Annotated in this window: 5 protein-coding genes and 1 tRNA gene; 2 read left to right on the forward strand and 4 right to left on the reverse strand. The window is 60.3% G+C overall.

From position 1 onward, the window contains the following. Positions 1 to 189 precede the first annotated feature (189 nt). Both HJC04_RS31290 and HJC04_RS31295 read left to right on the forward strand, forming a co-directional pair. The gene (locus HJC04_RS31290) at positions 190 to 1,386 is read left to right on the forward strand and encodes an efflux RND transporter periplasmic adaptor subunit (protein ID WP_221147813.1); all 1,197 of its coding nucleotides are present in this window, start codon (positions 190 to 192) and stop codon (positions 1,384 to 1,386) included. 41 nt (positions 1,387 to 1,427) lie between these two features. Then, positions 1,428 to 4,610, forward strand: coding sequence for an efflux RND transporter permease subunit (locus tag HJC04_RS31295; RefSeq protein WP_210629705.1), 3,183 nt, complete (start codon positions 1,428 to 1,430; stop codon positions 4,608 to 4,610). A 14-nt stretch (positions 4,611 to 4,624) separates the two neighbouring features. Here the strand turns inward: HJC04_RS31295 and HJC04_RS31300 are convergent, their stop codons facing one another. From HJC04_RS31300 to HJC04_RS31315, 4 genes are all read right to left on the reverse strand, one after another. Continuing rightward, entirely contained in the window at positions 4,625 to 4,954 is a 330-nt protein-coding gene (locus HJC04_RS31300; RefSeq protein ID WP_210629704.1) for a hypothetical protein, read from the reverse strand. Continuing rightward, on the reverse strand, positions 4,951 to 5,739 hold the full coding sequence (locus HJC04_RS31305) for a DUF2092 domain-containing protein (protein WP_210629703.1): 789 nt from the start codon (positions 5,737 to 5,739) through the stop codon (positions 4,951 to 4,953). The genes HJC04_RS31300 and HJC04_RS31305 overlap by 4 nt, the downstream gene beginning before the upstream one ends. Before the next feature lie 202 nt (positions 5,740 to 5,941). Beyond that, the gene (locus HJC04_RS32015; RefSeq protein ID WP_247241699.1) at positions 5,942 to 6,703 is read right to left on the reverse strand and encodes a cysteine rich repeat-containing protein; all 762 of its coding nucleotides are present in this window, start codon (positions 6,701 to 6,703) and stop codon (positions 5,942 to 5,944) included. Positions 6,704 to 7,102: 399 nt separating this feature from the next. After that, positions 7,103 to 7,179: transfer RNA gene (locus HJC04_RS31315), tRNA-Met, on the reverse strand. Between the last annotated feature and the right edge of the window lie 49 nt (positions 7,180 to 7,228).

The following is a 7,228-nucleotide window of genomic DNA, read 5'->3' on the forward strand; positions in this document are numbered from 1 at the left end:
TGGGACTGGCAGACCTTCACACTGCTCCTTCGACACTGCGAAGCAGTTCAATTGTGCATCAAGGACTATTGCAATTTTTAGCAATGCCGCGACATAATATCGCATGCCTTGAACCTTCGGCAGGCCGGTGGGGGCCGCCATCGAGGCACGCAGCGAAAACTGGGCTCTTGACATGTCGAGGCGGCGGCAATGCGTGGGGGATTGCATCAGGGTCTGCGATTTTTTCTGACACTTGCCGGCTTGGCGCTTTTCGTCGGCTGTGAGGAAAGCGGGAACACTTATGTTCCTCCTCCACCTGCCGTGGTTCGGGTCGCACAGCCCGTCCAGCAACCGGTCACGCTTTATTTCGAGCTCACCGGCAATACGGCGCCGCTCAACGCCGTCGATATCGAGGCGCGTGTCCAGGGCTATATCCAATCCATCGATTACCAGGACGGCATGATGGTGAAGAAGGGTACCAAGCTTTTCGGCATCGAACGCGACACTTATCAGGCGCAACTGGATCAGGCGAAGGCGTCACTCGCCTCACAACAAGCCTCGCAGGTCGGCGCGAAGCTGGAATATGACCGTCAGCTCAATCTGTCGAAGCAACAGGTCACCACCCAGACCGCGGTCGACAGTGCCAAGGCAACTCTCGACGAGGCGAATGCCGCCATTCTCAACGCCCAGGCCAATGTCGATCTGGCGACGATCAACCTCGGCTACACGGAGGTGCTCGCTCCCTTCGATGGCATCGTCACCAATCACCTCGTCGACATCGGCACGCTGGTCGGCGTGTCCGGCCCCACCAAACTCGCCAGCATCGTCCAGACCGATCCGCTTTATGCCTATTTCAACGTCAGCGAAACGCAGGTGTTGATGATCAAGGAAACCCTGGCAAAGCAAGGACATACTTTCAGGCAGACGGACCTTCCAAGCATCCCCGCGGAGATCGGTCTGCAGACCGAGGAAGGCTATCCGCACAAGGGACATCTCGACTACGTGTCGCCTCAACTCGATGCCTCCACAGGCACGCTTCAGGTGCGCGCGCTGTTCGACAACAAGGACCACGCCATGCTGCCCGGCCTCTTCGTCAGAGTTCGGGTGCCGGTCGGCCACGATGACAAGGCTCTACTGGTGCGCGACGACACGATCGGAACGAACCAGCTTGGCACCTACGTACTGGTTCTCGGGAAGGACGATGTCATCGAGCAGAAGCAGGTCAAGATCGGGCAGCGTGAGGGCGCGCTCCGGGTCATCCAATCCGGCCTCGATCCGGCTGACTGGGTGGTGACCCAGGGAGTTCAACTGGCCATACCCGGCAGCAAGGTCAGCCCCGAGAAGATGGAAATGAACCCGACGGCCAACGCCGCTGGCGATGCCAAGGCCGACACCACCACGCAATGAATTCGCCGTCACGCTTCATCTGAACGTCTGAGGACAACAGCATGATCTCGCGTTTTTTCATCGAGCGTCCGGTGCTTGCCAACGTGCTGGCATTGGTGTTCGTTTTGGTCGGCGCGGTTGCCCTGTTCCAGCTGCCAGTGGCGCAGTATCCAAATGTCGTCCCGCCGACGGTGCAGGTGACGACCCGCTTTCCCGGCGCCAGCGCACAGACCCTCGTCGACACCGTGGCGCTGCCGATCGAGCTGCAGGTCAACGGCGTGCAGGACATGCTGTACATGCAGTCGACCAGCGCCAGCGACGGCACCTATTCGCTGATCGTGACCTTTGCCATCGGAACGGATCCGGATCAGGCGCAGGTTCTGGTGCAGAACCGGGTCGCGATCGCAATGTCATCGCTTCCCGAAGCGGTGCAGCTTCAAGGCGTGACGACGCAGAAGAAATCGACCGCCATCCTCGGCTTCGTCAGCCTGGCCTCGCCCGACAGCCGCTATGACAGCCTGTTCCTGTCGAATTACGCCGTCATCAATCTGCAGAACGAACTTGCCCGCCTGCCTGGCGTCGGCAACGTGACGGTGTTCGGCGCCGGCCAATATGCCATGCGGATCTGGATGGATCCGAACCTGCTGCAGGCACGCGGCCTGACGCCGCAGGATGTCGTCAATGTCGTGCAGCAGCAGAGCCAGGAGGTCACCGCCGGCCAGATCGGCATTCCGCCGGTGCCGAAAGGGCAGGTCTTCCAATACACGCTGAATGTCAACGGCCGGCTGAACGAAGCGGCCGACTACGAGAACATCGTCGTCAAGGTCGAAAGCGGACAGGGCGGCCGCATCACGCGTGTGCGCGATATCGGCCGCGTCGAACTCGGCGCCCAGACCTACAGCCAGTCCTTCACGCAAAACGGCCGGCCGGCGGCCGGCATCGGCATTTTCCAGCTGCCGGAAGCCAACGCCATTGCCGTGGAGCAGGCGGTGAATGCGAAGATGGCGGAGCTCTCGAAGAATTTCCCGCCGGGCCTCGAATATCATCTGCCGTTCGATACGACGAAATTCGTCAAGGCCTCCATCGACGAGGTTTACGTCACCTTGATCGAGGCGGGCGTGCTCGTTCTCATCGTCATTCTGGTTTTCCTGCAGGATTGGCGGGCCATGCTCGTGCCGGCGACCACCGTTCCCGTCACCATCATCGGCGCCTTCGCGGCCATGGCGGCCTTGGGCTTCACGGTCAATCTGTCGACGCTGTTTGCCATCGTTCTGGCGATCGGCATCGTCGTCGATGATGCCATCGTCATCGTCGAAGGTGTCGCCCGGCACATCGAGGCCGGCATGTCGGGCCGCAAGGCGGCAGAGAAAGCGATGGAGGAGTTGCTCGGCCCCGTGATCGGCATCACGCTGGTGCTGATGGCCGTTTTCATTCCGGCAGCCTTCCTGCCCGGCCTGACCGGGCAGCTCTATCGGCAGTTCGCGCTGGTCATCGCCGCCACCGCATTGATCAGCGCCGTCAATGCCGTGACGCTGAAACCGACGCAATGCGCTCTTTGGCTGCGAGCACCGGTGCCGCCCGAGAAACGCAACGTCTTCTATCGCGGCTTCAATCGGGGCTATGACTGGGGCGAACGCCACTATGCCGGATTGGTCGGAGCGATGACCCGTCACAGCGGCATCATGGCGATCGCAGCACTCGTGCTGATCGGCGTCGCCGTCTGGGGGCTCACGCGCCTGCCGACGGCATTCCTGCCGATCGAGGATCAGGGCTATGTGCTGATCAGTGCGCAATTGCCCGATGGCGCCTCGAAAGAGCGGACCGATGCCGTCATGGAAGAGGTCGGCAAGATCGCCGAGGCCGCCCCTGGCGTCGATCAGGTGCTGACCATCAGCGGCCTTTCGGTTCTCGACAACAGTGCCAGCCTGCAGAATGCCGGCGTCGCCTATGTCATTCTCAAGGATTGGGACGAGCGCGGCAAGGAGAAAGGGCAGGACCTGCTGTCGATCTATCAGCATCTGAACGACGCGCTGCAGCATGTGCTGACCGCCAAAACGCTGGTGGTCGTACCGCCTCCGATACAGGGCATCGGCAATGCCAACGGCTTTACCATGCAGGTCGAACTCCGCAACGGCGTCTACGACTATCCGCTGCTGCAATCGCTTGCCGATACGATCGTGAAGAACGGCAATGCCCAGTCATCGCTGCAAAGGCTGAGCACGCCGTTTCGCTCGAACGTGCCGCAGCTTGCGGTCTCCGTCGATCGCATCAAGGCGGAGACGCTGGGAATTACCGTGGGGCAGGTTTTCTCGGCACTCTCCGGCTATGTCGGATCGAGCTATGTCACCCAGTTCAACAAATTCGGCCGCACCTTCCAGGTCTATGCGCAAGCCGCCTCCGATTTCCGCGTCAGCCCCGACGATATCCGCAATCTGAAGGTCAAGGCCGGCGACGGGACGATGGTGCCGCTCGGCACGGTGATCAATGTCACGACGACAGAAGGCCCCTCGCTGATCAGCCTCTACAATCTTTATCCCACCGCCACCATCGTCGGCGGACCGGCCGCCGGCTTCAGTTCCGGGCAGTCGCTCGAGGTCATGGAGCAGATCGCCGACCATACATTGCCGCCCGGAGCCGGCTTCGAATGGACCGCGCTCTCCTATCAGGAAAAAGCCGTGGGCGGGCAGATCTACTTCATCTTCGCGCTCGCCATGCTGCTCGTCTATTTCGTGCTCGCCGGCCAATATGAAAGCTGGATCCTGCCGCTGGCAGTCATACTTGCCGTGCCGCTCGCCCTGCTCGGCACGGTGGCGGCACTGACGGCAGCAGGCGTGGCCAACAATCTCTATACCCAGATCGGCCTGATCCTGCTGATTGCGCTGGCGGCCAAGAATGCCATCCTCATCGTCGAATATGCGCGTGAAAAACGGGCGGAAGGCATGGAAATCCTGGAAGCGGCCGTCGAGGCCGCCCGGCTGCGTTTCCGGCCGATCCTGATGACGTCCTTCGCCTTTATCCTCGGTGTCCTGCCGCTTGTGCTGGCGACGGGCGCCGGCGCATCGGCCCGCAAGTCGATCGGCATATCGGTCTTCAGCGGCATGATCGCCTCGACCTGCCTCGCCGTGCTCTTCGTTCCTTCCTTCTACGTGCTGCTGCAGCGCCTCGAGGAATATTGGAAGCGGCGCGGAGCCACCGTAAACGCGGCCGCGAGGGTGACGGAAACGGAGATATCGAACGTCGGGTAAAGCAATCGCGGCAGTTATTGCACGATCACCTGTACATAAACGCTCCCGCTCTTGGCGTAATAGGACGACCCGCACCGATAATAATAGCCGCCATAATAGGCACCGTAGAGACAGCCTGCCGGAAGCACGGCGATGGTCGTCGCCGTCCGCGTCACGACCCGCCGCGTCGTTCTGCGGGCAACGCCCGCATAAGAGAGCGGCGTCAACGGCCTGCCGATGACGGCGCCCGCCGGCGTGGCGAACCCGATCGACAGCGCCATGGAACCTTGGCCCTCGACGCGAAGGTCGGTAAATGTCAGGACACCGGCCAAGCCGAGAATGAACAGCAGCTTGTTATAGGTCATTTCGCTTCTCCCGCATCGGCAGCCGCTGGAAGCTCATCGAGCGATTGCAGCTCGCTGAGATCGACCGTCTTGGCACTGCCGGGAATCTCGATGTTGTAGGAAACGGCCGCGACATCTGCTCCACTCTTGAAATCGCTGATTTCGAGCATGTATTGCGGCGCCTGGACGACGTGCTTGCTGGTGATGACGTAACGGCGCGGGATGGGCTGCGCGCCGGTCTGTATCCAGATCTGCCAGTCGATCTCAGGCGTTCGGAAGGCCAGATATTCGCATTCGACGCCATCCACGAAAGCACTGGAAATATGCTTGGCCTCCGTCACATCGGACATGAGCTCGCCGTAGACGTTGGAGGATAAAAGATCGGCGCCCGGCGCTTCGATACCCGCTGTCATCAGGCGGTCGATAAGATCATCGAGCGAACCCTTGCCATCGATCTTCGCATAGGCGTCGAGATTCTTGCCGTGTACCGTCAGCGACGAACCATCGAAACTGACGTCGATATCCGCGAAGCCGCCGGTCCTCGTCACGCGCAACTTATCGGGACGGGTCAGGTTCACGATCCCCGAGCTCACGAACTGGAGCTTCTCAAAGGCAGGCGTCACCGCTTCGAGCGATGATTGATATGTAAAGGAGATCGTCTTCTGCGCCGTCAGAAAATCGGACATCTTCTTGAGCAGCTCTTTTGCATCATCCGCCCAAGCGCTCGTCGGCAGCACCAAACCGGCAGAAACCGACGCATAGATAAGCATCCGCTTCAATAGCGGAAAAGGGAAAGTCGATGACATGGCAATGCCTTTCGTTCGTGTCGTCATTGATTTCATCAAATTGCAGATGGCCGCTGATGGATATTCCGCAGCCGGACTTGAAATGTGAGAGATGCCATGCAGCCGGCAGGCAACGCGTGCTTGCCGGTCTTCGTGGGGTCGCGCACCGAATTTCTCGCCGGGGCGCGACGACCTCTTTATGAGATCAAGCGTCGAACGGGCGCTACAATCCCGAAGTGAGCACGCGGTGGCACTCCGGCGATACGCGCTCTAGATTGTCGCGCAGGCAGGCGATGCCCCGCCCTCCGCCTAGAGGGACCATGCGGCACAAGGCGCGGAAGTCCGCGCCGCAGGTTTCCCGCAGGATCATCACTTCCTCTCGCGGCGACAAGGCCGGCATCATTGCTCGTGGGGCCGGGGTGATCGCACCGGTGGCAGCCGCATCGTTGGTTGTCGGTGCCGCCGATCCCCCCAATGCGGCGACGGCTTGCTGACATGGCATCGATAGAGCGGCGTTATGTTGTTGCAGACAGCTGAGAGCCGCCGCACCTCCCGGAGTGACGCCGGAACATTGCGCCATGAAATCGCGCTGGCAGGCCGATTTGAGGGCATTCCGCTGCGCCTCAGTCGGCTGGTGCGGCGGCGCGCCGGTCGCTGGCGCCGGCGTTGGCTCCGCGGATGTCGATTTGGGTTTGACGTTCACCGCCGAAACCGCTTTCTGGCAGCCGGCTGAAAGTGTGGCGCTATGCTGCTGGAGGCAGGTGAGCGCCTCGATTCCTCCCGGCGTCACCCCCGAGCATTTCGCGATGAAATCGGAGCGGCACTCTGCCCTGATCGCGTCACGCTGTTCGTCGGTCGGCGCTTGCGAGGACGCAACCCCGGCTAAAAACAGCAGCGCGCAGAACGCGGGCAACGCGGAGATTGCCGATAGAATACGACGCCTCCCATGCGGAGACGTCAGTAGAGAAGATCCCCATTTTCGCATGATTCCCCCCTATAAATCTTATCTACTTCATGAAATCGAACTGCTCGCTGAATAGGATAATAGGCGCCGCCGGATGGACGGACGTTGCTTGCTACTACGAAAATATAAGGTGCGCCTGAGCTAGGTATATTAGAATATTATCCTTTTAGCAACTATCTCGTCATCACTTGAAAATCGATGGCAACTTGGGGGACTACCGCTCCTGTCTCGCAGAAACGCAAAAAGCCCGCTATTTTGCGGGCTTTAGAGGATGGTATAGTGTCGGTTCGGAAGAATTATTCAGGAATTTTTCGTCCGGGCTGCGTCGACTTTGCCTTCTTGCGGGCCGCAGATGAGGCGTCAAATTCTCGAGCTGTTACCAAACAAAAAGCCCGCACGAGGCGGGCTTTTTGGGAAGATTGGTTGCGGGGGCAGGATTTGAACCTGCGGCCTTCAGGTTATGAGCCTGACGAGCTACCGGGCTGCTCCACCCCGCGATATTTCATTCCGGACGTTATGCCCGGGAGCGATGTCAGGCGTAGCCTG

Origin of the sequence: Rhizobium sp. NLR8a (genome assembly GCF_019685235.1) — a bacterium.
Lineage (GTDB): Bacteria > Pseudomonadota > Alphaproteobacteria > Rhizobiales > Rhizobiaceae > Rhizobium.